24 protein-coding genes are annotated in these 23,397 nt (G+C 58.1%); 20 read left to right on the top strand and 4 right to left on the bottom strand.

Going from position 1 to position 23,397, the window contains the following annotated elements; genetic code table 11:
• Window positions 1-67: 67 nt before the first annotated feature.
• The 9 genes from H3Z84_RS09390 to H3Z84_RS09430 all read left to right on the top strand — a co-directional run bounded on the left by H3Z84_RS09390 (window position 68) and on the right by H3Z84_RS09430 (window position 3,002).
• A complete protein-coding gene (locus tag H3Z84_RS09390; protein WP_199457276.1) occupies window positions 68-616 on the top strand; it encodes a YbjQ family protein in 549 nt (182 codons plus the stop codon).
• 38 nt (window positions 617-654) lie between these two features.
• Complete coding sequence (locus H3Z84_RS09395) at window positions 655-795, top strand: type II toxin-antitoxin system RelE/ParE family toxin (RefSeq protein WP_199457277.1); 141 nt, start codon at window positions 655-657, stop codon at window positions 793-795.
• Between the two features lie 10 nt (window positions 796-805).
• Window positions 806-1,093, top strand: coding sequence for a HigA family addiction module antitoxin (locus H3Z84_RS09400; protein WP_199457278.1), 288 nt, complete (start codon window positions 806-808; stop codon window positions 1,091-1,093).
• Window positions 1,094-1,190: 97 nt separating this feature from the next.
• Window positions 1,191-1,430, top strand: a complete 240-nt coding sequence (locus H3Z84_RS09405; protein ID WP_199457279.1) for a DUF4160 domain-containing protein — start codon at window positions 1,191-1,193, stop codon at window positions 1,428-1,430.
• Complete coding sequence (locus tag H3Z84_RS09410; RefSeq protein WP_058340468.1) at window positions 1,390-1,656, top strand: DUF2442 domain-containing protein; 267 nt, start codon at window positions 1,390-1,392, stop codon at window positions 1,654-1,656. Before H3Z84_RS09405 ends, H3Z84_RS09410 begins: the two co-directional genes overlap by 41 nt.
• A 151-nt stretch (window positions 1,657-1,807) precedes the next feature.
• The gene (locus H3Z84_RS09415) at window positions 1,808-2,050 is read left to right on the top strand and encodes a type II toxin-antitoxin system Phd/YefM family antitoxin (RefSeq protein ID WP_058092928.1); all 243 of its coding nucleotides are present in this window, start codon (window positions 1,808-1,810) and stop codon (window positions 2,048-2,050) included.
• Window positions 2,047-2,310, top strand: coding sequence for a Txe/YoeB family addiction module toxin (locus H3Z84_RS09420; RefSeq protein WP_199457280.1), 264 nt, complete (start codon window positions 2,047-2,049; stop codon window positions 2,308-2,310). Before H3Z84_RS09415 ends, H3Z84_RS09420 begins: the two co-directional genes overlap by 4 nt.
• A 144-nt stretch (window positions 2,311-2,454) precedes the next feature.
• Window positions 2,455-2,712 carry a type II toxin-antitoxin system Phd/YefM family antitoxin gene (locus tag H3Z84_RS09425; protein WP_022990007.1) on the top strand — a complete coding sequence of 86 codons (258 nt, stop codon included), beginning with the start codon at window positions 2,455-2,457 and terminating at the stop codon, window positions 2,710-2,712.
• On the top strand, window positions 2,700-3,002 hold the full coding sequence (locus H3Z84_RS09430) for a type II toxin-antitoxin system RelE/ParE family toxin (RefSeq protein WP_058340470.1): 303 nt from the start codon (window positions 2,700-2,702) through the stop codon (window positions 3,000-3,002). The genes H3Z84_RS09425 and H3Z84_RS09430 overlap by 13 nt, the downstream gene beginning before the upstream one ends.
• 84 nt (window positions 3,003-3,086) lie before the next feature.
• On the opposite strand, the gene H3Z84_RS09435 is transcribed toward H3Z84_RS09430, so the two are convergent.
• Complete coding sequence (locus tag H3Z84_RS09435) at window positions 3,087-4,577, bottom strand: helicase HerA-like domain-containing protein (RefSeq protein WP_199457281.1); 1,491 nt, start codon at window positions 4,575-4,577, stop codon at window positions 3,087-3,089.
• Between the two features lie 259 nt (window positions 4,578-4,836).
• Here H3Z84_RS09435 and H3Z84_RS09440 point away from each other — a divergent pair, with 259 nt between their 5' ends.
• Window positions 4,837-5,232 carry a hypothetical protein gene (locus H3Z84_RS09440; RefSeq protein WP_199457282.1) on the top strand — a complete coding sequence of 132 codons (396 nt, stop codon included), beginning with the start codon at window positions 4,837-4,839 and terminating at the stop codon, window positions 5,230-5,232.
• 60 nt (window positions 5,233-5,292) lie between these two features.
• On the opposite strand, the gene H3Z84_RS16945 is transcribed toward H3Z84_RS09440, so the two are convergent.
• Window positions 5,293-5,427, bottom strand: a complete 135-nt coding sequence (locus H3Z84_RS16945; protein ID WP_323126992.1) for an HlyD family efflux transporter periplasmic adaptor subunit — start codon at window positions 5,425-5,427, stop codon at window positions 5,293-5,295.
• A 121-nt stretch (window positions 5,428-5,548) separates the two neighbouring features.
• Between H3Z84_RS16945 and yghU the strand changes: the two genes are divergently transcribed.
• The 3 genes from yghU to H3Z84_RS09460 are packed head-to-tail and all read left to right on the top strand — an operon-like array spanning window position 5,549 to window position 9,686.
• Complete coding sequence (gene yghU / locus H3Z84_RS09450; RefSeq protein ID WP_022990012.1) at window positions 5,549-6,424, top strand: glutathione-dependent disulfide-bond oxidoreductase; 876 nt, start codon at window positions 5,549-5,551, stop codon at window positions 6,422-6,424.
• Window positions 6,425-6,433: 9 nt separating this feature from the next.
• Complete coding sequence (locus tag H3Z84_RS09455; RefSeq protein WP_199457283.1) at window positions 6,434-8,845, top strand: Lon protease family protein; 2,412 nt, start codon at window positions 6,434-6,436, stop codon at window positions 8,843-8,845.
• Window positions 8,823-9,686, top strand: a complete 864-nt coding sequence (locus tag H3Z84_RS09460; protein WP_228285833.1) for a universal stress protein — start codon at window positions 8,823-8,825, stop codon at window positions 9,684-9,686. Before H3Z84_RS09455 ends, H3Z84_RS09460 begins: the two co-directional genes overlap by 23 nt.
• A gap of 15 nt (window positions 9,687-9,701) precedes the next feature.
• On the opposite strand, the gene ftsH is transcribed toward H3Z84_RS09460, so the two are convergent.
• Together ftsH and ggt are read right to left on the bottom strand one after the other, a co-directional pair.
• Window positions 9,702-11,591 (bottom strand): ATP-dependent zinc metalloprotease FtsH, encoded by a 1,890-nt coding sequence (ftsH, locus tag H3Z84_RS09465; RefSeq protein WP_199457285.1) that lies wholly within the window; start codon window positions 11,589-11,591, stop codon window positions 9,702-9,704.
• A gap of 18 nt (window positions 11,592-11,609) precedes the next feature.
• The gene (gene ggt / locus H3Z84_RS09470; RefSeq protein WP_199457286.1) at window positions 11,610-13,370 is read right to left on the bottom strand and encodes a gamma-glutamyltransferase; all 1,761 of its coding nucleotides are present in this window, start codon (window positions 13,368-13,370) and stop codon (window positions 11,610-11,612) included.
• Between the two features lie 144 nt (window positions 13,371-13,514).
• Between ggt and purU the strand changes: the two genes are divergently transcribed.
• The 7 genes from purU to cmk all read left to right on the top strand — a co-directional run bounded on the left by purU (window position 13,515) and on the right by cmk (window position 23,348).
• Window positions 13,515-14,369 carry a formyltetrahydrofolate deformylase gene (gene purU / locus H3Z84_RS09475; protein WP_022990017.1) on the top strand — a complete coding sequence of 285 codons (855 nt, stop codon included), beginning with the start codon at window positions 13,515-13,517 and terminating at the stop codon, window positions 14,367-14,369.
• A 126-nt stretch (window positions 14,370-14,495) separates the two neighbouring features.
• Window positions 14,496-17,102, top strand: a complete 2,607-nt coding sequence (gene gyrA / locus H3Z84_RS09480; protein WP_199457287.1) for a DNA gyrase subunit A — start codon at window positions 14,496-14,498, stop codon at window positions 17,100-17,102.
• Window positions 17,099-18,181 (top strand): 3-phosphoserine/phosphohydroxythreonine transaminase, encoded by a 1,083-nt coding sequence (gene serC / locus H3Z84_RS09485; RefSeq protein WP_199457288.1) that lies wholly within the window; start codon window positions 17,099-17,101, stop codon window positions 18,179-18,181. Before gyrA ends, serC begins: the two co-directional genes overlap by 4 nt.
• A 2-nt stretch (window positions 18,182-18,183) precedes the next feature.
• A complete protein-coding gene (pheA, locus tag H3Z84_RS09490; RefSeq protein WP_199457289.1) occupies window positions 18,184-19,281 on the top strand; it encodes a prephenate dehydratase in 1,098 nt (365 codons plus the stop codon).
• A gap of 32 nt (window positions 19,282-19,313) precedes the next feature.
• Entirely contained in the window at window positions 19,314-20,438 is a 1,125-nt protein-coding gene (hisC, locus tag H3Z84_RS09495) for a histidinol-phosphate transaminase (RefSeq protein WP_199457290.1), read from the top strand.
• Window positions 20,395-22,668 carry a bifunctional prephenate dehydrogenase/3-phosphoshikimate 1-carboxyvinyltransferase gene (locus H3Z84_RS09500; RefSeq protein ID WP_416226121.1) on the top strand — a complete coding sequence of 758 codons (2,274 nt, stop codon included), beginning with the start codon at window positions 20,395-20,397 and terminating at the stop codon, window positions 22,666-22,668. Before hisC ends, H3Z84_RS09500 begins: the two co-directional genes overlap by 44 nt.
• The gene (gene cmk, locus H3Z84_RS09505) at window positions 22,668-23,348 is read left to right on the top strand and encodes a (d)CMP kinase (protein WP_022990023.1); all 681 of its coding nucleotides are present in this window, start codon (window positions 22,668-22,670) and stop codon (window positions 23,346-23,348) included. The genes H3Z84_RS09500 and cmk overlap by 1 nt, the downstream gene beginning before the upstream one ends.
• Window positions 23,349-23,397: the final 49 nt, after the last annotated feature.

The following is a 23,397-nucleotide window of genomic DNA, read 5'->3' on the forward strand; positions in this document are numbered from 1 at the left end:
AAACGCTGGAAGCGAATCAAGGGGTTTGACCAACTGAAGCTGGTCGTGGACAACGTGCAGTTTCAGGATGGAATACAGGTGGAAGATCAATCTGGCAGGAACGCTGCCTGATGGTCATACACCAGATTTGACAATAACTCAAGATATAGGCTTTTATGGGCAAAAAATCTGCAAAGAATGTAACCGTGAAAAACTTATTTCAGAATTGCCTGAAGATGATCCTAGAAAATTGCAAGCCCAAGAACAAAGGTCAGAAGCTGAAGAGCTTGAAGTACTATCTGATAAAGCAAAATGCATAATTTTGACGACGGAAACTTGCACCAACCTAGAAATCAAAGAAAGAATCGATGTGATCACCGCCGAATGCGTTTTCGGGATGAATATCTTCAAAGACATCTTTGCCTCCGCAAGGGATATTCTCGGTGGTAGGAGCAAAGTAGTTCAAAACACAATGCGAGACGCACGGAAAACAGTTCTTAAAGAGCTCCGACGAGAAGCTGCTGAGGTGGGTGCCGATGCTGTCGTTGGCATTGACTTGGATTACAGCGAAATTTCCGGTAACGGAAGCAAAATGCTTTTTTTAGTCGCATCAGGAACGGCAGTGCGCATTAAGTAGATTTCTGTTAATTATGCGCAACAGGACTTGCCATGTAGGTGTGCCCCGGTCTTCGTTTGCACGAACTTTCTGGCAATCAGGCCGGAATCTGGTCAGTGACAGTTAGTGGTAACTGGCGAGTGACCTTCCGGTTCGAAGACGGAGATGCCGAGATTGTGAACTACGAAGATTATCACTGAGGTACCGTCAATGTTAATGCATAACCCTCCGCACCCGGGTGAAGTACTGCGAGAGCTTTGTATTGAGCCCCTCGGCCTCTCTGTCACGGCGGCGGCAGAGGCATTGGGCGTTAGCCGAAAAACGCTGAGTGCCGTGTTGAATGGCAAGGCCGGTATCAGTCCTGAAATGGCGATTCGGCTCTCTGTTGCTTTCGATACTTCGGCAGAAAGCTGGCTGAACCAGCAGTCCCAATATGAACTCTGGCATGCCGAACAACATCGCAAAGAGCTCAACGTGAAGAAGCTTGTTGCAGCCTGAAGCCGCGCATAACCAGGCCATGCACCGGATGCCAAAACCTCCGCTTCGCTCCGGCTTTGTCACCGGTGATGGCGGGCGTTATGTGTGAGGAGTATGGATGAGTCCTACAGTATTCCGAGAAAAAGGATATCGTTTCTTTTTCTTCTCGCGAGAGGAGTCTCGCATGCATGTTCATGTAGTATCGGGTGTTGGCGAGGCAAAATTCTGGCTTGAACCAGATCTTGAGCTGTCCAAAAATTACGGATACAACCGGCAGCAACTGAAAGAAATCGAATTATTGGTGGAGGATCACCGAGATGAGCTTGTCAGCGCTTGGAAACAGCACTTCGGCAGTTGAGGTGACGAACATTTCTGCGCATGGCGTGTGGCTTCTGGCGCACGACCGAGAGTTTTTCATGCCCTACAACAGTTTTCCCTGGTTTAAGGAGCAGCCGGTCAGCGCAATTGTGAACGTTGAGGAACAATCTCCAGGCCACTTCTATTGGCCTGACCTTGATGTCGACCTGACGGAAGAAATTATAGAGCATCCCGAGAGGTTCCCGAACGTCGCTCACAGCACATAACCATCGCAGGCACGGCGACGTCTTTTCCATTGCGGCTTCGCCTCCATTCCAAAGCCGCGCATGCTGCGGGGCGTTATGCAAGACGCTCGCCTTGACGTACGTACTTAAAAGCGTACACTTGGTTGCAAGTTGAACACGCAAGAGGTGCGTCATGACCGGAATCACAGCAACTGAGGCGCGCAGCAACCTATATCGGTTGATTGACGAGACCGCCGAGTCCCACCAACCAATCGTCATCATGGGTAAGCGGAACAAAGCTGTTCTGGTTTCCGAGGAAGACTGGTCTGCAATTCAGGAAACACTTTACCTGCTCTCCGTACCAGGTATGCGGGAGTCGATTCGTGAGGGGATGGATACCCCTGTAGATGAATGCGATGAGGAGCTGGACTGGTGACATGGAAGTTGGTTTACACCAAGCAAGCCCAGAAAGATGCAAAGAAGTTGGCCTCCAGCGGCCTCAAACCAAAAGCCCAGGAACTGTTAGCGCTGATAGCGGAAGATCCATACCGCAAGCCGCCTCCGATTGAGAAGCTCATTGGTGATCTTTCAGGGGCCTATTCACGCCGCATCAATATTCAGCATCGTCTGGTCTACCAAGTGCTCGAGGAGGAGCGAGTGGTGAAAGTTCTCAGGCTCTGGAGTCACTACGAATAAGGCATAGCCAGGCGCTGTTGCCGGACAAATTTTCCACCGCTTCGCGGCTCCAAAATTGGCGCAAAGCTTCGCGTTTTAGCTGTGATTGTCTCACTCGAAAAGTGATACTATAGTGTCACTATTAATTTGGATCAGGGTGAGCCCATGAAAGTTGAGCTGGTTACGAACCTCAAGCGCCAAGCCACAAAGATTCTGGCAGATCTGCACCTGACTAAAGAGCCGATACTGATCACGGAGCACGGTCAGCCATCCGCATACCTTGTTGATGTGCAAGATTACGAGTTTATGCAGCGCCGACTTGAGCTGCTTGAGGGGCTCTCACGAGGAGAGCTGGCTGTACTTGAGGGAAGAACGTACAGTCAAAGTGAGGCCAGGGAGAAAATGAGTAAATGGCTGAAGTAATCTGGACGGAGCCCGCCCTTCAAGAACTGGATGCGATCGCTGAGTACATTGCTCTGGATAATCCTGCAGCCGCAAGTCACCTGGTCCAAGAAGTTTTCGATAAGACCGGGCGTTTGGAAGATTTCCCCCAATCCGGACGGATTCCTCCAGAGCTCCCTGATTCAGTATACAGGGAGGTAGTGGTTCCTCCGTGTCGCATTTTTTATCGTGAGGATGATAAGCGAGTTCTCATTCTCTATGTCATGCGAGAGGAGCGACAGCTTCGGGCGTACATGCTTGGGAACAGCTAACCAGACGCGGCACTCGGATGCCTTTTTCTCCGCTTCGCTAGGTCAAAGTCACCGGTGCGCCAGCACACTGCTGAGCCAGGCCTTTCAGCGCCCCTTAAACAAAGACCCCAACAACCCCCGCAAAATGCTCCGGGTCATCTCCCGCCCTGCGGTGCGGGCTACGCTTTTTGCCATGGTTTCAAAAACGCCCTGGCGCGACGATGTTCTTGCTCGCGCCGGGGCTTTTCGTTTGCTGGTTGGCGCTTTGTACATCCGGCTGTCATCAAGCGCTGCCTGTTCGGCTTCCCTGGCGGCTTGTTCGGCTCGTTCTTTCAGTTTCTCGTAGGCGGATTCGCGGTCAATGGTGGTGTTGTACCTTGGGCCAAACTCGCTGGCATTGATGATTTGCCTGCGTTCTTCGGCCGTGGCCGGGCCCAGGCGGGAGGAGGGCGGTCGGATCAGGGTCTGGTCCACTATCGATGGCATGTCTTTGGCGTCCAGGGTGGATACCAGGGCTTCACCGATACCCAGTTCGGTGATGACTTTTTCAGTATCCAGGTTCGGGTTTTGCCGGAAGGTGGAGGCGGCAGAACGAACGGCTTTCTGGTCTCGGGGGGTAAAGGCTCTGAGTGCGTGTTGCACACGGTTTCCAAGTTGGCCAAGCACGGTGTCCGGGATGTCTGTGGGGTTTTGGGAGACAAAATAAACGCCTACTCCCTTGGAGCGGATCAGCCGTACCACCTGTTCAACTTTCTGTAGAAGTGCTTTCGGGGCATCATCAAACAGCAGGTGCGCTTCGTCGAAAAAGAACACGAGTTTGGGTTTGTCGGGGTCGCCGACTTCCGGTAACTCTTCAAACAGTTCGGCAAGCAACCAGAGCAGTATGGTGGCGTAGAGCCGTGGGCGTTGAATCAACTGGTCTGCTGCCAGCAGGTTAATGTGTCCGTGCCCTGCAGTGTCGCAGCGCATGAGGTCTGCCAGTTCCAGTGCGGGTTCACCGAAAAACCGGTCTCCGCCTTCTTGCTCAAGTTGAAGTAAACGGCGCTGTATAGCGCCCACAGAGGATTTGCTGACGTTGCCGTAGATTGCCGTAAGCTCTTGTGACTGCTCGGCCACAAAGGTCATCAGCGCTCGCAGGTCTTTCAGGTCCAGCAGGGCCATGCCGTGTTCGTCCGCCACTTTGAACGCGATGTTCAGAACGCCTTCCTGGGTGTCGTTGAGTTCCAGCAGGCGAGACAGTAAAAGGGGCCCCATATCCGAAATGGTGGCCCGCATGGGGTGGCCTTCGGCGCCGAATACATCCCAGAAAACGGTGGGGAAACCATGGAAGGTGTAGGGTTCAAGGCCTATCTTCTCCGCACGCTTGAGCAGCGCAGGCTTGGGCGTGCCGGGCTGGGAGATGCCAGACAAGTCGCCTTTCACATCGGCCATGAACACCGGCACACCCTGGGCGGAAAAGCCTTCCGCCAGAATCTGCAGGGTGACAGTTTTGCCGGTACCTGTGGCGCCGGCAATCAGGCCATGACGGTTAGCACGGCTTAGCAGCAGGCTCTGAACGTGACTGCCATTGCCTATGAATACGGAATTTTCCGGCACCGGGTGCACCTCGTTGGTTATTGGACAAATTTGTTGGCGGTAATAAGGCAAGCTTAGCCTAAGATGTGTTTGTTGATGGAGGTACAAGAACTATCAGTATGGTCGATAAATGGAGTACACGGCGGAAGGGCGATTATGAGCTCCGGCTGACTCGTACAAGAATGATGAGTCCTTTGCCCTGCTATCCCCGTACTTCGAAATCGCCAACAGTTCCTGGTTGCTTCGGTACAAGGCGTCCATGGGTCGGTTGCGAGGGCAATTGAACAATACCGACACGCCGGGCGAGACCATTGCGCGTGCCCTGCGGCTCAGCCAGGCTTTCGCGCAACGCATGCGTGAGACTCAGCCCTCGCGGGACCGCCAGAAGCGGTATCTGCGCCAGATGGTGAAGGCCGCCGCCACAATGTTCATCATGTCGATACTGACCTACATGCTGTTTAACGTGCGCAATGCCAGCAAAACGCTTTCCATCACGTTATTGCTGGTGTCTGAGCAGCCGGGGCAGGGTCACTCAGCGGCCCAGCTGTGGCGCCTGCGGCTGGGTAACAGCGGCATTGTGCAGAGCAAAAGCAAGGATCCAGCCTGGCCCAGCCCTGAAGAGCAGATGAAGCGCAGTTGGTGGGATCGGATCACGGCTGTGTTCAAGAAAAGCTAGGTTGCGAAATCCTGGGGGGTGCCTGTGCGTTATCGCAGCCGAAATACCGCGTGCCCGCCGTCATGCCGAAACAGGGCTGAGGCGGGTGTCCAGCCCAGGCTTCAGTTTGGTGGCATCAAAGCTGAGTACGTCGATCACCACTTCCAGGGTACTCGGGTCGCCCACCTCCAGGATGGCTTCGCCGGCCTGGATCACACCTTCATTCCGGTGTAAGCCATTGTTTGTAGAGCCGAGTATAGTTCATGGGTGCTTTCCTGTGCCGGATTCAGTTACAGTCATGCCACGTATCTTTCAACGTAAAGGGGAGAAACAACTGATGAGCGATCCGACCTACACGCCACCGAAAGTCTGGAAATGGGAGCAGGGTAACGGCGGCAGGTTTGCCAGCATCAACCGCCCGATTGCCGGTGCCACACACGATAAAGACCTGCCGGTGGGCGAGCATCCGTTCCAGCTGTATTCCCTGGCAACGCCCAACGGCGTTAAAGCCACCATCATGTTTGAGGAATTGCTGGAGAAAGGCATCAAGGAAGCGGAATACGATGCCTGGCTGATCCAGATTATGGAAGGTGACCAGTTCAGTAGCGGTTTTGTGGAGGTTAACCCCAACTCCAAGATCCCCGCGTTACTGGATCGCAGTGAAGACCCGGCCGTGCGGGTATTCGAATCCGGTTCTATCCTGTTCTATCTGGCAGAGAAGTTTGGAGCCTTCCTGCCAACGGACCGTGCCCGGCGTGCAGAAACTATGAACTGGCTGTTCTGGCAGATGGCCAGCGCACCGATTCTGGGTGGTGGATTCGGGCATTTCTATGCCTATGCCCCGGAAAAATACGAGTACCCCATCAACCGCTACACCATGGAGGTGAAGCGTCAGCTGGATGTGCTGGATCGGCAGCTGGCGGATAACCAGTACATCGCCGGTGACGAGTACACCATCGCCGATATGGCGGTGTGGCCCTGGTATGGTTCGCTGGTGAAGAATACTGTGTATGAGGCCGCCGAATTCCTGGAAGCCCATACTTATACCAACGTGCTGCGCTGGACGAATGAACTGGCCAAGCGCCCGGCAGTGCAGCGGGGCCGCATGGTGAACCGTGCCTGGGGCGAGTTGTCCTCCCAGCTGCACGAGCGCCACGATGCGAGCGATTTTGACTTACGCACCCAGGATAAACTCGAAGGCAAGCAATCTTAAGGAGCAAGAATGGCTGTACCTGCGGCGTTAACCGAGGACCAGATTTACCACCGCTGTCCGCCTGAAAAGCTGGATTTCGACACCACGGATGCATTGGAAGACCTGGAACTGCCATTCGGGCAGGACCGTGTGCTCCGGGCACTGGAGTTCGGCGCCAGTATGGCCGCCAGTGGCTTCAACCTGTTTGTGCTGGGCCCCTCGGGCGCCGGCAAGCATGAACTGGTGAAGCGGTTTCTGGCCACCCACGCCGCAGCTAAGCCGGTGCCGTCTGACTGGTGCCATGTATTTAACTTTCAGCAGTCAGACAAACCTGGCGCTATCGAGTTGCCACCGGGCGAGGGTCGCAAGTTCAAAAGCGACATGAACGACCTGGCCAACGAGCTGAAAACCGCCATCCCCGCTACCTTCGAGAGCGAGGAATACCAGGCCCGGATTCAGGAGCTTCAGGAAGAAGTCACCCGGCGCCAACAAAAAGGCCTGTTTGCCATTCAGGAAGAGGCAAACGCCAACAATATTGCCATGATCACCACGCCCGCCGGTTTTACCTTTGCGCCCATGCGCAATGGCGAAGTCATCGAGCCGGAGGAGTACAAGAAATTCTCTGATGAAGAGAAGGAGCTTGTCGAAGCCAAGGTGGAAGACCTGCAGAAGAAGCTGCAGCAGGCGATTCAGCAGGTTCCCCGGTTGCGCAAGGAAGTGCGGGAACGGATACATCAGCTCAATGAAGAGATGGTGCAGCTCACGCTTGGCGGTCCCATTGGCGAACTGCGTGAGAAATGGAGCCATGTTCCGGCGGTGGTCGCCCACCTGGATTCGGTGCGAGAAGACGTGGTTGAGCACGCTGAGGCCTTCCAGGATAACGAGAATGGCGCGCCTGCCGGGTTGCTGAACCGGTATCGGGTGAACCTGCTGGTCGACAATGCAGAAACCCGGGGCGCACCGGTGGTCTATGAAGACCTGCCCAACCATCAACACCTGACCGGGCAGATCGAACACCGGGCCCACCAGGGCAACCTGTACACAGATTTCACCCTGATCCGTGCCGGCTCTTTGCACTGGGCTAATGGTGGTTACCTGATCCTGGATGCCCGCCGCATCCTCACCCAGCCACTGGCCTGGGAGAGCCTGAAGCGGATTCTGTTCTCCGGTGAAATCCGCATTGAGTCGCTGGAGCGTTTGTATGGCCTGGCGACCACCGTCAGCCAGCAGCCGGAGCCGATTCCCCTGAACGTGAAGGTGGTTCTGGTGGGTGACCGGGTGCTGTATTACCTGTTGTCCCACTACGACCCGGATTTCCTGGACCTGTTCAAGGTGGAAGCCGATTTTGAAGACGACCTGGACCGGGACGACCAGAGCTATCCCCTGTATGCCCGGGTGATTGCCACTATGGCGCGGTCGTCCGGTATCCGTGCGCTGGACCGTGCGGCCGTTGCCCGGGTAATCGAGCATGCGAGCCGGCTGGCCAGTGACCAGAAAAAGCTCACCGCCCATGACCGCGTGCTGAAAGACTTGCTCAGCGAGGCCGACCACTGGGCATCCCAGGCTGGTAGTGCCCGCATTGAAGTGGTTCACGTGCAGCAGGCCATTGATGAGCGGGAATACCGTGCCAGCCGTATCCGTGAGCGCAGCCTGGAGCAGATTCGCCGGGGCGTGATGATGATTGCCACCGAAGGCGAACAGGCAGCACAGATCAATGGCTTGTCGGTTCTGCAGATTGGCGCTACCCGCTTCGGCCAGCCCACCCGCATAACCGCGACGGCCCGCCCCGGCAAAGGCCAGGTGGTGGATATCGAGCGGGAAGCCAAACTTGGCGGGCCCATCCACAGCAAGGCGGTGATGATCCTGTCCCGCTTCCTGGCCAACCGCTATGCGCCGATGGGCGAGTTGTCGTTGTCGGCCAGCCTGGCTTTTGAGCAGTCCTACGGGGGCGTGGAAGGGGATTCGGCCTCGGTGGCGGAAACCTGCGTGTTGCTGTCGGCGATTACCGGCGTTCCCCTGAAGCAATCACTGGCCGTAACCGGTTCCATGAACCAGCACGGCGAGGTTCAGGCCGTGGGCGGTGTAAACGAAAAAATCGAAGGCTTCTTCAATGTGTGCACACAAGCCAGGGGCGTGAATGGTCATGGCGCCCTGTTGCCGGCCAGCAACGTGGAACACCTGATGCTCAATGAACAGGTTCGTGACGCCGTGCGGGAAGGACGGTTCACTATCTATCCGCTCAGCCACATCGACCAGGCCATTGAGCTGATGACCGGTATGGAAGCCGGTGTTCCCGATGCTGATGGCGTTTACCCGGAGAACACGTTCAACCGGCTGGTGGCGGATCGGCTGGCGGAGTTTGCCGAAGTTGGCAAGAAGAAAGGCGGCGGCAAGGAGAACGGCAACGGAGGCAATGGCAATGGCAACAACGGCGACGACTGACAAACCGGACGCACCAGCGGGCCGGGTATTGATCTTGCTGGATGGTTCGCGCTTGAGCCTTGCCGCGCTGGAAGCCGCCGCAGAGATTGCTTCGGCCCGTAATGCAGAGGTTCTGGGCATCTTTGTGGAAGAAGTTAACCTGCTGCGCACGGCGGGGTACGGCTTTGCCCGGGAAGTGGGCGGCAGTTCCGGCCTGGCCCGCCCGTTGGATTCAGCTGCAATCGAGGCCCGCATGCAGGCACTGGCCGAGGCGGCCCGCCGTTCATTACAACAGGCGATGGCTCGTCTCGGCCTGGCCCAGACCCTGAAGCTGTGCCGGGGCCGTGTAGCGGAAGAGGTTCTGAACCTGGTGCAGCCGCAAGACCTGGTGGTGTTGGGTCGGGTTGGCTGGTCCGGTATTCCCGGAGCCCGCCTGGGTTCAACGGCCCGGGTTCTGCTTCGGCAGGCGCCGGGCGATGTGCTTCTGTGGGCGGAGCCCCGAGTGCAGCGCCAGAACCGCGTGGTGGTTCTGCTCAACCATGACCAGGGTGCCAATCACCGGGCAGTGCTTGTGGGGGCCGAGCTGGCGCGGCGCAGTCATCAACCGTTGAGTGTGTTACTGCGTACCGGTTCCGAGATAGATCAGTCGGTAGCCGAAGATATCCTGGCGTACCTGCAGAGTGAGGGCATTGCGGCGCGGGTTCGGCAGATACCGGCCGCCAGTGCCGGTGCTGCCGTGCGGGCCATGCAGGAGGAGGGGGCCAGCCAGCTGGTGGTCAGCCGCAGCTGCAGCCTGTTCGCCGATCAGGGCGCGGAAGCCCTGTTGTCGGCCCTGAACCTGCCGGTTACGGTAACGCCCTGACCAGATGTGCAGCGCTCAGGCAATCTTGCGATTGCCGGCGTCGTTCAGTACCTGCTCGATTTCCTCGGATTCCATGGTTTCCCGTTCCATCACCGCCTTGGCCAGGGCATCCAGTTCTTTGCGGTGCTCAGTCAGAAAGGCGACGGTAAAACGTTCCAGGTCCATCAGCTGGGTCTGGATTTCGGAATCGATCATCTCCGCAAGCTTTTCGCTGTATTCCCGGGGTGCGCCCATTTCGCGACCGAGGAATACATGCTCTTCACCAATGCCTAGCCCCAGGGGCCCCACCTTTTCGCTCATACCCCACTGGCCGATCATCCGGCGCAACAGTTTGGTGGCTTCTTTCAGGTCGTTCTGGGCACCGGTGCTGACTTCCCCGTAAATGATTTTCTCCGCAGAGCGGCCACCCAGCATCACTTTGATGCGATCCCGAAGGTAGCTTTCGGTGTAGTTGTATTTGTCTTCCCGGGGAGTCTGTTCAGTAACGCCCATGGCCATGCCGTGGGGGATGATGGTCACCTTGGTAAGCGGGTCGGCTTTGGGCATGTAATACGCCATCAGCGCGTGGCCACATTCGTGGTAGGCCACCACTTCACGTTCCTCCGGGGTCAGTTGGGCGTCCCGCTCTTCGCCCAGGATGATTCTGTCGCGGGCTACTTCGAAGCAGTGCGCGGTGACCTCATCCCGGTTTTCCCGGGCTGCGGTCAGGGCCGCTTCGTTCACCAGGTTCTTCAGGTCCGCGCCGGAAAATCCGGTGGTGCGGGCGGCCAGTTGTGCCAGGTTTACGTCGCGGGCCAGGGGCACTTTGCGCACGTGGACTTTCAGGATGGCTTCCCGGGCATCTTTGTGGGGGCGGTCCAGGGTGATTTTCCGGTCAAACCGGCCGGGGCGCAGCAGGGCGCTGTCGAGCACATCCGGACGGTTGGTCGCTGCCAGCACCAGGACGTTCTCGTGGGCCTCGAAACCGTCCATTTCGGTCAGGATCTGATTCAGGGTCTGCTCCCGCTCATCATGGCCACCACCGAGGCCTGCACCCCGGGAGCGGCCGATGGCATCCAGTTCGTCGATAAAGATCAGGGCAGGGGCTTCCTTGCGGGCATTCTGGAACATATCCCGCACCCGGGCGGCACCCACGCCCACGAACATTTCGATGAATTCCGAGGCACTGATGCTGAAAAACGGCACTTCGGCTTCACCGGCAATGGCCCGGGCCAGCAGGGTTTTACCGGTGCCCGGCGGGCCCACCAGCAATACGCCCTTGGGCATAACGGCGCCCAGCCGGCGGTATTTCTCCGGGGTTTTCAGGAAGTCGATAATCTCGGAGATGTCCCGCTTGGCCGACTCGATGCCGGCTACGTCATCCAGCGTGGTGGTCGAGGTTTCCTTGCGGGCCCTGCGGGCCTTTGACTTGGCATAGTCGAAGGGGCTGTTGCCGCCGGTCATGCGTTTCTGGGCCGCGCCCCAGAACCAGAACATCAGTGCCAGCAGCAATATCCAGGGCAGGAACCCGAGAATCAGCTCCTGCCACCAGGGCCTGCCAGAGCGGGCTCCGCGAATGGTGACTTCCTGCCGTTCCAGCAAGGCCAGCAGCTCCGTGTCTTCAACCGGCGGGCGCACGGTGATAAAGCTGCGCGACGCCGGGCCGGTATCAGAGCTGAACTGGCTGCTGCCGGAGTCTGTAAACTGGCCACGGATTTCCTCGTTCTGCAGAGTCACTTCCGAGACCTGGCCACTCAACACGGCTTCCTTGAACTCCGAGTAGGCCAGTTCCTGTTGTTGCGGCTGGCCGCTGTCCTGTAGCCACAGAAACATCAGGAAGATGGCCGCGCTTAACCATAAAAATGACAACTGGTTAGGTACGGCCGGTGGTGGCGTCTGGTCTTGTCCTTGCTTTTCAGGTTCCATTACTACGTTCCTGTCTGATTAGAAGCCCATGGCGGATGAAGTGCTTCGCCTGGGGTCGGCGCCGCCAAACAGGGTGCCGTCTTCGCCGATCATGATGCTCTGAATGGCGCCCATGGCGGTACTGGTATTCACCACATGGCCCCGGGACTCAAGCAATTCGATAGTGTCCTGGCTGATGCCCTGTTCGATGCGAATCTCATCCGGCAGCCACTGATGGTGCATGCGGGGGGCGCTGACGGCACTCTGTATGTTCATATTATGGTCGATCACATTCATCACTACCTGCAAGGTGGTGGTGATAATACGAGAGCCGCCCGGGCTGCCGGTGACCAGAACATTCTTGCCGTCTTTACGCACGATAGTGGGCGACATGGAGCTGAGCATACGCTTGCCTGGTTCAATCTTGTTGGCTTCGCCACCAATCAGGCCGTAGGCGTTGGCGGCGCCTGGCTTGGCGCTGAAGTCGTCCATTTCATTGTTCAGCAAAAAGCCTGCGCCGGCCACGGTGATGCCGGAGCCGTAGCTGAAATTGATGGTGTAGGTGTTGGATACGGCATTGCCCCAACGGTCCACCACCGAGAAGTGGGTGGTTTCCGGGCTTTCAAATACTGCGGGCTGGCCGGGCTTGATCTCGAGGGAAGGGCGGGCCTTATCCGGGGCAATGCCTTTGCGCAGTTCTGCAGCGTAGTCTTTGCTGGTCAGCCCGGCCAGGGGCACCTCCACAAAGTCGGTGTCGCCCAGGTATTCGGCCCGGTCGGCGTAGGCCAGCTTCATGGCTTCGGCCATGTGGTGCAGGGTGTTGGCGGAATTGTGCCCCCATTCGCCAATGGGGTAGTGCTCAAGAATGTTCAGGATCTGGACGATGTGGGTGCCGCCGGAAGAGGGCGGCGACATGGAGAAAATATCGTATCCCCGGTAGTTCCCCTGCACCGGCTGGCGGACCGCGGGCTGATAGCTGGCGAGGTCTTCCAGGGTGATCAGCCCGTCGCCGCGCTGCATTTCTTCCACGATCAGCCGGGCGGTTTCGCCCCGGTAAAAGCCCTCGATGCCCTGATCAGCAATGCGTTGAAGGGTAGCGGCCAGCTCCGGCTGCCTGAACGTTTCCCCCGGCTGCGGTGCGGAGCCGTCTTCCTTATAGAAGGTATCGCGGGTGGCGGGCCAGCGTTGCAGGCGATCCCGGGCCTGTTCCAGCCCCTCGGTAAACCGGTGTGGCACCACAAAGCCGTCCTTTGCCAGGCGTATGGCCGGCGCCAGGGCTTCTTTCAGTGACAGGGTGCCGTGGCGTTCAAGGGCCATGGCCAGGCCAGCCACGGTGCCGGGAACGCCCGCGGCTTTATGGCTGAACCGGCTGCGTTCGTTCACCACATTGCCGTCTTCGTCCTGGAACATGGTTTCGGTCGCGGCCGCCGGTGCGGTTTCCCGGTAGTCGATGGCTTCTGGCGCAGTGCCATCGCCCGGTGCGTAGAGCAGAAAGCCGCCACCACCGATGTTGCCGGAGCGGGGCTGGGTGACGGCCAGGGCAAAGCCGGCGGTAACCGCAGCGTCTATGGCGTTGCCATCGTTTTTGAGAACCTGCAGGGCCACTTCCGAGGCCAGCGTGTGGCTGGTGGCCACCATGCCGTTCTTGCCCTGAACGGGATGAAAGCGCTCGCCTTCCAGGATGGCCTGGTTGCTGGCTGCCGCAGCAGTGGTTGCAACTGCGAACAAGCTTGCGGCTGTAAGGCGCCACAGGCCCCTCAGAGGGATTTTCTTTAAAAGGCTGTGGTTGACTCTGTCCATGCGCTCACTCCTCGTTTCTGGCTTTCAGATAGGCTATCATAGCCGGTCATTTTTAACGGTGCGTTCCGATCGTTTGCCGCAAACTTTGTTTTGCCGGTTCCCCGTCGCACCCGCTTTCCCGGATTCAAGTTAAGGAAAGGCTTCATGGAGCATACCTATCGTCTTGTTATTTCCTGCCCGGACCGGGTGGGAATTGTTGCCAAGGTGAGTAATTTCCTGTCCACCTACAATGGTTGGATTACCGAGGCGAGCCACCACTCAGATACCCAGTCCGGCTGGTTCTTCATGCGGCACGAGATCAAGGCCGAATCGATTCCGTTCGGGCTGGACCAGTTCCGCGCAGCCTTCGAACCGATTGCCCGCGAGTTCAACATGAACTGGCACATTGCCGATTCTGCCCGCCCCAAGCGGGTGATCCTGATGTGCAGCAAGGAATCCCACTGCCTGGCCGACCTGTTGCACCGCTGGCACAGCAAGGAACTCAACTGCGAAATCGTGGCGGTTATCTCGAACCACGATGACCTGCGCCGGATGGTGGAATGGCATGACATTCCCTACCACCATGTGCCGGTAAGCAAGGAAAACAAGGCCGAAGCCTTCGCCCACATTGAAGAGCTGTTCGCACAGTACGAAACCGATGTGGTGGTGCTGGCCCGTTATATGCAAATCCTGCCGGCTGCCCTGTGTGAAAAGTATGCGGGCAAGGTGATCAATATCCATCACAGCTTCCTGCCGTCTTTCGCTGGTGCCCGGCCATACCACCAGGCTTATAGCCGTGGTGTGAAGCTGATTGGTGCAACCTGCCACTACGTAACCCAGGATCTTGATGAGGGCCCGATCATCGAGCAGGACGTTATTCGCATCAGCCATCGCGACTCCATCGAAGACATGGTTCGCCTGGGTAAGGATGTTGAGAAGAACGTACTGGCCCGCGGGCTCCGGTCGCATGTTGAAGACCGCGTGATTACCTATGAAAACAAGACCGTAGTGTTTGATTAAGGCTTTACCACAGTTGCCCCGGCGAGGGGTGGACTGTGGTATGCTTGGCGGCTTGTTGAAGAATAAATGTGGGTGCGGAAAAAGGCCCCGTAACGACTTCCAGATAACGCAAAGGAACCTTTCTCGATGGGTGAGTTAGCCAAAGAGATCCTGCCGGTCAATATTGAAGACGAATTGAAACAGTCCTACCTCGATTACGCCATGAGCGTTATCGTTGGCCGGGCCCTGCCGGATGTGCGCGACGGCCTCAAGCCGGTGCACCGGCGGGTTCTGTTCGCCATGTCCGAGCTGGGTAACGACTGGAACAAGGCGTACAAGAAGTCTGCCCGTGTGGTGGGTGACGTTATCGGTAAATACCACCCCCATGGCGACTCTGCGGTATACGACACCATCGTTCGTATGGCTCAGCCGTTTTCGCTGCGCTACCCGCTGGTTGATGGCCAGGGTAACTTCGGTTCCATCGACGGCGACAACGCGGCCGCCATGCGTTACACCGAAATCCGCATGGAGAAGATGGCGCACTCGCTGCTGGCGGACCTGGAAAAGGAAACGGTCGACTACGTAGACAACTACGACGGCACCGAGCGTATTCCGGAAGTCCTGCCCACCCGCGTACCGAACCTGCTGGTGAACGGCTCCTCCGGTATCGCCGTGGGTATGGCCACCAACATTCCGCCCCACAACCTGACCGAAGTCGTTAACGGCTGCCTGGCGCTGATTGATAACCCGGACCTGACCATCGATGAACTGATGGAATACATTCCGGGCCCGGATTTCCCGACCCAGGGCATCATTAACGGACGTGCCGGCATTGTCGAGGCCTATCGCACCGGTCGTGGCCGTATCTACATTCGTGCCCGTCACGAGATCGAGCACGACAACAAGACCAACCGCGATGCGATCATCATCACCGAGCTGCCTTACCAGCTGAACAAGGCGAAGCTGATCGAGAAGATCGCCGAACTGGTCAAGGAAAAACGCCTTGAGGGCATCACCGAGCTGCGTGACGAGTCCAACAAGGAAGGTATCCGGGTTGTTATCGAACTGCGCCGTGGTGAAAACCCGGAAGTGGTGGTGAACAACCTGTTCGCACACACCCAGCTGCAGACAGTGTTCGGCATCAACATGGTGGCGCTGCTGAACGGCGAGCCGAAGATCCTGAACCTGAAGCAGATGCTCGACGCCTTCGTGCGCCACCGTCGCGAAGTGGTTACCCGCCGGACCATCTATGAGCTGCGCAAAGCCCGTGAGCGTGGTCACATCCTGGAAGGCCTGACCGTAGCCCTGGCCAACATCGACGAGATGATCGAACTGATCAAGGCTTCGCCGAGCTCTGTTGAAGCCAGGGAAAAGCTGATGTCCAAGGGCTGGGCGCCCGGCGACGTCCTGGCCATGCTGGAACGTGCTGGTGAAGATGCCTGCCGCCCGGATGACCTGCCGGAATTCTACGGCCTGCGTGATGGCCTGTACTACCTGTCACCGGAGCAGACCCAGGCGATCCTGGATATGCGCCTGCACCGCCTGACCGGCCTGGAAACCGAAAAGCTCCAGAACGAATACAAAGAAATCCTCGAGAAGATTGCCGGCCTGCTGGAAATCCTGGGTGATCCGGACCGCCTGATGCAGGTTATCCGTGAAGAACTGGAAGCTGTGGTGTCCGAGTTTGGTGATGAGCGCCGTACCGAAATCACCAGTTCCCAGCGTGACCTGACCATTGCAGACCTGATTGACGAAGAAGACCTGGTGGTCACCATTTCCCACAGCGGTTATGCCAAGACCCAGGCGGTTGAAGATTACCAGGCCCAGCGCCGTGGTGGTCGCGGTAAGGCCGCCACCTCGATGAAAGACGAAGACTTTATCGAGAAGCTGCTGGTCGCCAACTCCCACGATACCATTCTGTGCTTCTCCGACCGCGGTAAGGTGTACTGGCTGCGGGTATTCGAGATTCCCCGTGGCAGCCGTGGTTCCCGTGGTCGCCCGATGGTCAATATCCTGCCGCTGGACGAAGGTGAGCGTATTACCACCTTCCTGCCGGTGCGTGATTATCCGGAAGACCAGTTTGTACTGATGGCCACCTCTGCCGGTGTGGTCAAGAAAACCCCGCTGCCGAACTTCTCCCGTCCGCGCAGCAGTGGCCTGATTGCCCTTAACCTGGACGAAGGCGATACCCTGATTGGTGCAGCCATCACCGACGGTTCCGCCGAGGTAATGCTGTTCTCGACCGCCGGCAAAGCAGTGCGGTTCCGCGAGGACCAGGTGCGGCCCATGAGCCGGACTGCCCGTGGTGTGCGCGGTATCAAGATGCCGGAAGGCCACCATGTGGTGTCGCTGATTATTCCGCAGGACGGCGGCGTAATTCTCACCGCCAGTGAACACGGTTACGGCAAGCGTACCGCCATCGACGAATTCCCGGCCTACAGCCGTGGCAGTCAGGGCGTTATCGCCATGCAGTGCTCCGAGCGTAACGGCAACCTGGTAACCGCCCTGCAGCTGTTCGAAGGCGACGAGATGATGCTGATTTCGGACAAGGGCACGCTGGTGCGTACCCGTACCGATGAGGTCTCTGTACTCAGCCGGAACACCCAGGGTGTGCGCCTGATTCGCCTGGCGCAGGAAGACGAGCGCCTGGTGGGTGTTGAGCGGATTGCAGAATCTGATGATGACGATGCCGATGCGGAAGATACCGATGCGGGCGTTGACGTAGACGTTGAAGGCGAGGAAACCGAAGAATGAGCAGGGCGTTTAATTTCTGTGCGGGTCCGGCCACCTTGCCGGAGGCTGTGCTGAAGCAGGCTCAGAGCGAAATGCTCGACTGGCGCGGCACCGGCATGTCGGTGATGGAGATGAGTCACCGCAGTGACGAGTTTGTGGCGATTGCCGAAACGGCTGAAAAAGACCTTCGGGAACTTGCAGGAATATCAGACGATTACGCCGTACTCTTCATGCAAGGTGGAGCTTCCAGCCAGTTCTCTACCATCCCGCTGAACCTGCTCGGTGAAAAGACCTCTGCCGATTATGTGAACACCGGTATCTGGTCCAAGAAAGCCATCGCAGAAGCCAGCCGCTACGGTGATGTGAACGTGGTGGCCAGCTCTGAAGACAGCGGTTTTACCACCATTCCGGACCAGGCGGTATGGACTACGAATGCCGATGCGGCGTACCTGCATTACACGCCGAACGAAACCATTGGTGGCCTGGAATACGATTTCATTCCGGACAGCGGCAAGGTGCCGCTGGTGGCGGACATGTCTTCCACCATGCTGTCGCGCCCGGTAGACATCAACAAGTTCGGGCTGATTTACGCCGGCGCCCAGAAGAACATCGGGCCGTCTGGCCTGGTGGTTGTGATTATCCGCAAGGACCTTTTGGGCAAGGCCCGCAAGGAAACGCCGACGATGATGAACTATCAGGTCATCGCCGATAACGATTCCATGTACAACACGCCGGCGACCTATTCCTGGTACCTGTCCGGCCTGGTGTTCAAGTGGCTGAAAGAGCAGGGCGGCGTGAAGGCGATGGGCGAGTTGAATGCCCGCAAGGCGAAGAAGCTGTACGACTTCATTGATACCAATGATTTCTATGCCAACCCGATCGAACCGCGTTTCCGTTCCTGGATGAACGTGCCGTTCACCCTGGCAGACGATGCTCTCAACGGTGAGTTCCTTAAAGGTGCTGAAGCCCGGCACCTGCTGAACCTGCAGGGCCATCGTTCGGTAGGCGGCATGCGAGCCAGCATCTACAACGCCATGCCGGAAGAGGGTGTGGATGCGTTGATTGCCTACATGGCGGAATTTGCGAAGGAGCGCGGCTGATCATGACGGACGAGAAGACCCGTCTGGGTGAGCTGCGGGATGAAATAGACAGCCTTGATCAGCAGATCATGAAGCTGATCAGCGCCCGTGCCAAATGCGCCCAGGAAGTGGCCAACGTGAAGATGGCAGCCAATCCGGGGCAGGATGTGTTCTTCTACCGTCCGGAGCGGGAAGCCCAGGTTCTGCGCCGCATCAAGGAGCAGAACCCGGGGCCTTTGCCGGCGGAAGAGATGGCCCGCCTGTTCCGGGAAATCATGTCGGCCTGCCTGGCCCTGGAAAAGCCGATGCACATCGCGTTCCTCGGCCCTCTGGGCACCTTCACCCAGGCTGCGGCACTCAAGCATTTTGGTCATTCCGTGATCAGTGTTCCGCTGCCGGCTATTGATGCCGTGTTCCGTGAAGTGGAATCTGGTGCGGCACAGTACGGCGTGGTGCCGGTGGAGAACTCCACCGAAGGCATGGTTAACCACACGCTGGATATGTTTATTGGCTCACCGCTGAAAATCTGCGGCGAGGTTCAGTTGCGGATTCATCACCATTTGCTGGTCTCGCCCAAGCACAAAGACCAAGAAATTACCCGTATTTATTCCCACCAGCAGTCCTTTGCCCAGTGCCGCCAGTGGCTGGATACCCACCGCTATGGCATTGAGCGCATTACTGTCTCAAGCAATGCAGAAGCGGCCCGCCGTGCGGCTGAAGAGCCGGGCGCTGCCGCGATTGCCGGTGATATGGCGGCAGAGCTGTACGGGCTGGAAAAGCTTTCCAACAGCATTGAAGACCGGCCAGACAACACCACCCGCTTCCTGATTATCGGCCAGGAAGAGGTGCCTGCCAGCGGCCAGGATAAGTCATCAGTGCTGGTGTCCATGCGGAACAAGCCGGGTGCGCTTTACGCCGTGCTGGAGCCCTTCCATCGCCATGGCATCAGTCTGACCCGTATTGAAACCCGTCCGTCGCCCAGTGGCACCTGGGCCTATGTGTTCTACATCGATTTCGAAGGGCATATGGACGACGAACAGGTTAAAAAAGTACTCGCTGAAATTGATCAGGAAGCTGTGGAGCTCAAACGCCTGGGCTCATACCCCATTGGTGTTCTTTAAGATTTCACAGACCGGAACCGGAGGAAAGTTGAATGGCAGTGGATTACCAGAGTCTTGCGGTGAAAGGTGTTCAGGCTCTGTCTCCGTATCAGCCGGGCAAGCCCATTGAGGAGCTGGCTCGTGAGCTGGGATTGAACCCCGCGGAGATTGTTAAACTGGCCAGCAACGAGAATCCCCTGGGGCCCAGTGACAAGGCAATGGCTGCCGCCCGTAAGGCGCTGGAAGAAATGTGCCTGTACCCGGACGGCAACGGTTTCGACCTGAAGCAGGCGCTTTCGAAGCGTTTCGGCGTGGACATGAACCAGATCACGCTGGGCAACGGTTCCAACGATGTGCTGGAAGTTATCGCCCGTTGCTTTGCTGACAGCGACAGCGAAGTGGTGTTCTCCCAGTATGCCTTTGCCGTTTACCCCATTGTCACCCAGGCCATCGGGGCCAAGGGCGTTTCAGTACCTGCCAGGGATTGGGGCCATGACCTGGACGCCATGGCCGCTGCTGTAACAGACCGCACCAAGCTGGTGTTCGTGGCCAACCCGAATAACCCCACCGGAACCGTGCATGAAGCGGATGCCCTCGAAGCGTTCCTGGATCGCATTCCGGAACGGGTGCTGGTGGTTCTGGACGAAGCCTACTGCGAGTATCTGACCGGCGATGAATTCCCGGACGGCATCAAGCTGCTGGCGCGATACCCGAACCTGATCGTGTGCCGCACCTTCTCCAAAGCCTGGGGGCTGGCTGCTCTGAGGGTTGGCTATGCCATCAGCTCGCCGGAAATTGCCGATATTCTCAACCGCGTACGCCAACCGTTTAACGTAGACACCGTCGCCCTGGCGGCTGCCACCGCGGTTCTGGAAGACGAAGCCTATCTGAGCCGTTCCCGGGAAGTGAACGAAGCCGGGCTGCGTCAGCTGTGCGAAGGCTTTGACCGGATGGGCCTGCCATATATCCCGTCTGCCGGTAACTTTGTCGCGGTGGAAGTGGGCGAGCAGGCGGCCGGTGTGTACCAGGCCCTGCTGACCCACGGTGTTATTGTGCGTCCGGTAGCCGGCTATGGTATGCCGTGTCACCTGCGGGTTTCTGTGGGCCTTCCGGAAGAGAACGATCGTTTCCTGGATGCCCTTGCCGAGGCGCTGGTATCAGCGGGTGAGGGAGGCTGAGTTGACCGCCCGTGAGCCTGTTTTCCGTCGTGTTGCCGTTATAGGCCTGGGCCTGATCGGCGGCTCACTGGCCAGCGCAATGCGCAAGTACCGGCTGGCCGGTACCGTGGTGGGATTCGACCGCAAAGCGGAAGATGCGGCTTTGGGGGTTGAGCTCGGCGTTATTGACGAGGCCGCTGAAAGTGTTGAGCAGGCGGTGCAGGGCAGTGACCTTATCGTGCTGGCGGTTCCGGTGCGGGCTACCCGGGCTGTGCTCGAACAGATTCAGCCGTTTCTTGCAGATGATGCCTTGCTGACCGACGTCGGAAGCACCAAGTCGAGCTTTGTTGGGGATGTGGAGGCCGTTTTCGGCACCTTGCCCGCAAATGTCATTCCCGGGCATCCCATTGCCGGCTCAGAGAAGAGCGGTATTCGCGCTGCTAACCCGGAACTGTTTGCCCACCATAAAGTCATCCTGACGCCAGCCGATAGCGCGATTCCTTCAGGTGTCAGCAGGCTCACGGCACTGTGGGAAGGCACCGGAGCCACGGTGCTGACCATGTCTGTGGCCTATCACGACGAAGTGCTGGCGGCTACCAGCCATTTGCCGCACCTGATCGCTTTCTCGCTGGTGGACACGCTGGCGGGTGAAGACGAGAATATGGACATCTTCCGGTACGCGGCCGGCGGTTTCCGGGACTTTACCCGGATTGCGGCCAGCGACCCGGTTATGTGGCACGACATTTTCCTGTCAAACCGCGATGCTGTACTGCGGGTGATTGACCACTTTACCCAGGACCTCGACCAGCTTCGGTCTGCCATCGCCGCCGGTGATGGCGCTACGCTGCTTCGGGTATTCAGTCGCGCCAAGGCGGCGCGTGAACATTTTTCCAAGATGCTTTCAGGGCAGGCTTACGTGACGAATAACAGTGACAAGCAGGTGACTTTCCTAATGCAACCCGGCGGTTCTGTCCGGGGTGATATCCGGGTGCCGGGTGACAAGTCCATGTCTCACCGCTCCATCATGCTGGGTGCCCTGGCTGAGGGAATTACCGAGGTTAAGGGTTTCCTGGAAGGCGAAGACAGCCTGGCGACTTTGCAGGCGTTCCGGGATATGGGTGTAACGATTGAAGGCCCGGAAGACGGGTTTGTCCGCATCCACGGTGTTGGCATGAACGGCCTGCAGGCGCCTCGGGGCCCGCTGTATCTGGGCAATTCCGGTACTGCGATGCGTTTGTTTGCCGGCCTGCTGGCTGCGCAGTCGTTTGACTCCGAGCTCTCGGGGGATACCAGCCTGTCCAAGCGCCCAATGGGCCGAGTAGCCGACCCGTTGCGCGCCATGGGTGCGGTGATTGATACCGCAGAAGGTGGTCGTCCGCCCCTGAAGATCCGGGGCGGGCAGCACCTCACTGGTATTCACTACGACATGCCGGTGGCCAGTGCCCAGGTGAAGTCGTGTCTGTTGCTGGCAGGGCTGTACGCCGAGGGTGTGACTTCTGTAACCGAGCCTGCTCCTACCCGCGACCATACTGAGCGCATGCTGCAGGGTTTCGGCTACCACGTGCATCGTGATGGCGCCACTGCCAGCGTTACCGGCGGTGGCAAGCTGACTGGCGGTGCAATCGATGTGCCGGCCGATATTTCCTCGGCAGCGTTCTTCCTGGTGGCGGCAAGTATTGCCCCGGATTCCGACCTGACCCTGCGCCATGTCGGTATGAACCCGACCCGTGTTGGTGTGATCAATATTCTGCGCCAGATGGGCGCAGATATTGAGGTGCTGGAAGAGCGGATGATTGGTGGCGAGCCGGTGGCTGACTTGCGGGTTCGCTCCGCGAGCCTGAAGGGTATTGATATCCCGGAAGACCAGGTGCCACTGGCCATTGACGAGTTCCCTGTGCTGTTCATTGCTGCCGCCTGTGCCGAGGGTCGCACCGTGCTGCGCGGCGCCGAGGAATTGCGGGTGAAGGAAAGCGACCGTATTCAGGTGATGGCTGACGGCCTCGCCGCTCTGGGCGTGGAAACCACGGTAACGCCGGATGGCATCATTATTGACGGCGGCCAGACAATAGGTGGCGGCACCATCGAAAGCCATGAAGATCACCGGATTTCCATGTCGTTTGCCGTTGCATCGTTGCGGGCTAACGGCCCGATCCGTATCAACGATTGTGCGAACGTGGCTACCTCGTTCCCGGGCTTCGTTGAGCTGGCAAAGCAGACAGGAATTCAGATCAGTACAGAAGGTGTTCAGTAATGACCCAGACCAAGGCTCCGGTAATCGCCGTGGATGGCCCGGGTGGTTCCGGCAAAGGCACCATTACCCAGATGCTGGCCCGGAAGCTGGGCTGGCACCTGCTGGACAGTGGCGCGCTGTACCGGCTGACCGCCCTGGCGGCAACGCGTCAGGGCGTTGCCCTGGATGATGAGGCCGGGTTGGTGAAAGTAGCGGCAACTCTGGATGTGGCGTTTGAGCCGACCGGGGAAGGGCACCCGGTTAAAGTGGTTCTGGCCGGCGAGGATGTTACCTCGGAAATCCGTACCGAAACCTGTGGTGATAACGCATCGAAGGTTGCGGTTATGCAGCCTGTTCGCGATGCCCTGCTGCAGCGGCAACGGGATTTTCGCCAGTTACCGGGCCTGGTGGCAGACGGCCGTGATATGGGAACTGTGGTGTTCCCGGACGCGCCGGTCAAGATCTTCCTGACCGCCAGCGCCGAAGAACGGGCCAGGCGACGCTACAACCAGTTGATGCAAGCGGGTGTCGATGTTAATATTGACGCCCTTTTGGAAGAGATACGGGTACGTGACGAGCGGGATATGAACCGTTCAGCGGCCCCTCTCAAGCCTGCAGATGATGCGCAAGTCATTGATTCTACGGGTTTGAGTATAGAAGAGGTGTTAGACAGGTGTATGGCCGCAGCAGGTCAGGCCTGACTACACCTTTTTGTCGTTGGAATGCCGGAAGCAGCGCAAATTGCCAGCC

Source organism: Marinobacter sp. bablab_jr003, assembly GCF_016464245.1.
GTDB lineage: Bacteria > Pseudomonadota > Gammaproteobacteria > Pseudomonadales > Oleiphilaceae > Marinobacter > Marinobacter vinifirmus.

Coding starts and splice junctions, on each gene's coding strand:
- H3Z84_RS09390 (WP_199457276.1), top strand. CDS start 68: ATGGAATACAGGTGGAAGATCAATCTGGCAGGAACGCTGCCTGATGGT.
- H3Z84_RS09400 (WP_199457278.1), top strand. CDS start 806: ATGTTAATGCATAACCCTCCGCACCCGGGTGAAGTACTGCGAGAGCTT.
- H3Z84_RS09405 (WP_199457279.1), top strand. CDS start 1,191: ATGAGTCCTACAGTATTCCGAGAAAAAGGATATCGTTTCTTTTTCTTC.
- H3Z84_RS09410 (WP_058340468.1), top strand. CDS start 1,390: ATGAGCTTGTCAGCGCTTGGAAACAGCACTTCGGCAGTTGAGGTGACG.
- H3Z84_RS09415 (WP_058092928.1), top strand. CDS start 1,808: ATGACCGGAATCACAGCAACTGAGGCGCGCAGCAACCTATATCGGTTG.
- H3Z84_RS09425 (WP_022990007.1), top strand. CDS start 2,455: ATGAAAGTTGAGCTGGTTACGAACCTCAAGCGCCAAGCCACAAAGATT.
- H3Z84_RS09430 (WP_058340470.1), top strand. CDS start 2,700: ATGGCTGAAGTAATCTGGACGGAGCCCGCCCTTCAAGAACTGGATGCG.
- yghU (WP_022990012.1), top strand. CDS start 5,549: ATGAGCGATCCGACCTACACGCCACCGAAAGTCTGGAAATGGGAGCAG.
- H3Z84_RS09455 (WP_199457283.1), top strand. CDS start 6,434: ATGGCTGTACCTGCGGCGTTAACCGAGGACCAGATTTACCACCGCTGT.
- H3Z84_RS09460 (WP_228285833.1), top strand. CDS start 8,823: ATGGCAACAACGGCGACGACTGACAAACCGGACGCACCAGCGGGCCGG.
- ftsH (WP_199457285.1), bottom strand. CDS start 11,591: ATGGAACCTGAAAAGCAAGGACAAGACCAGACGCCACCACCGGCCGTA.
- ggt (WP_199457286.1), bottom strand. CDS start 13,370: ATGGACAGAGTCAACCACAGCCTTTTAAAGAAAATCCCTCTGAGGGGC.
- purU (WP_022990017.1), top strand. CDS start 13,515: ATGGAGCATACCTATCGTCTTGTTATTTCCTGCCCGGACCGGGTGGGA.
- gyrA (WP_199457287.1), top strand. CDS start 14,496: ATGGGTGAGTTAGCCAAAGAGATCCTGCCGGTCAATATTGAAGACGAA.
- serC (WP_199457288.1), top strand. CDS start 17,099: ATGAGCAGGGCGTTTAATTTCTGTGCGGGTCCGGCCACCTTGCCGGAG.
- pheA (WP_199457289.1), top strand. CDS start 18,184: ATGACGGACGAGAAGACCCGTCTGGGTGAGCTGCGGGATGAAATAGAC.
- hisC (WP_199457290.1), top strand. CDS start 19,314: ATGGCAGTGGATTACCAGAGTCTTGCGGTGAAAGGTGTTCAGGCTCTG.
- H3Z84_RS09500 (WP_416226121.1), top strand. CDS start 20,395: ATGCCCTTGCCGAGGCGCTGGTATCAGCGGGTGAGGGAGGCTGAGTTG.
- cmk (WP_022990023.1), top strand. CDS start 22,668: ATGACCCAGACCAAGGCTCCGGTAATCGCCGTGGATGGCCCGGGTGGT.